This is a genomic window from Parasphingomonas frigoris (assembly GCF_036663815.1).
Taxonomy (GTDB): Bacteria; Pseudomonadota; Alphaproteobacteria; order Sphingomonadales; family Sphingomonadaceae; genus Sphingomonas.
The window spans coordinates 1-1,237 of sequence record NZ_JAXOJQ010000057.1 but is presented as its reverse complement, the minus strand read 5'-3'; the positions used below and the strand labels follow the sequence as shown (position 1 = coordinate 1,237).

The 1,237-nt window shown below is 68.1% G+C and carries 1 protein-coding gene; it reads right to left on the bottom strand.

Annotated elements, in window-relative coordinates; all coding sequences use genetic code 11:
• The coding region (locus tag U1872_RS22425; RefSeq protein ID WP_332795073.1) for a glutamate synthase central domain-containing protein at window positions 1-1,237 on the bottom strand (1,237 nt) is incomplete at both ends.

Here is a 1,237-nt window from a genome sequence, read left to right as displayed (position 1 = left end):
CTCGTGTAGCTGTCGGTCGCGACCGCGGTCTGGAGCAGGTGCATCAGTTGCGCAGAATAGGCGTGCGTCTCGCCGGTGTGGCGCTGGCGATAGAAACCACCGATCGGCAACGTCGCGACCGCCGGATCGAATGCCGCCTCGTGCCGGTCGGTCGCGTTGACGTGCAGCGACGCATAGCCCTCGCCGCTGATCTTCGCGGGCATCCCCGGGAACAGGTCGTTCACCAGGCTGCGCGAGAGCCCCACGGCCTCGAAATTATAGCCGCCGCGGTACGACGAGATCACCGCGATCCCCATCTTCGACATTATCTTGAGCAGCCCCTCCTCGACCGCGACGCGGTGGCGGCGCAGGCATTCGGCGAGCTCGAGATCGCCGAACAACCCCCGCGACTGCCGATCGACGATCGCAGCTTCGGCCAGATACGCGTTCACGGTGGTCGCGCCGACGCCGATCAGCACCGCATAATAATGCGTGTCGAGGCACTCGGCGGTCCGCACGTTGATCGACGCGTAAGAGCGCAGGCCACGGCGGACGAGATGCGTGTGCACCGCCGCCACCGCAAGCACGCCGGCGATGCCGACGCGGTCTTCGGAGATGGCTTCGTCGGTGAGGAAGATCTCGCTCTTGCCCTGGCGGACCGCCTGCTCGGCCTCGTTACGGATCCGCTGGATCGCCGCGCGGAGCTTCTCCGGCCCACCGCCGACGTCGAACGTACAGTCGATCTCGGCGACCGCATTACCGAAATGCGCCTTAAGCCGCGACCAATGCTCACCGGTCAGCACCGGCGAATCGAGCACCAGCACGCGCTCGCGCTGGTCGCGCACGTCGAGGATGTTGGCCAAATTGCCGAACCGCGTCTTCAGCGACATCACGTGGCGCTCGCGCAACGGATCGATCGGCGTCCCGTGGCCCATGCCCGGCACGGTCCAGTCCTCGACGACGTCGCGCCCTTCCGTGTCGGACCAGATCCGGTGGACCGCAGTTCCTACCCGTTCCGCGCGCACGGCCTTCGCATCGACGCCGTGGATGCCGCGCCACTGCCGCGCGATCGTGTCCGCGTTCGCGACGCTGACCGTCGCATCCGCGCCGCCGTGCCAGATCGCCAGCGTCGGCCAGCGCCCGTCATGGCCGCGCGCGCCGCTGCGGACCATGTCGACCAGCGCGGTGTCGCTGGTGTCGCCATGCCCACGCATCCGGTCGAGCGCCTGCGACACGCCGGTCGCGGTGCCGTAAGCTA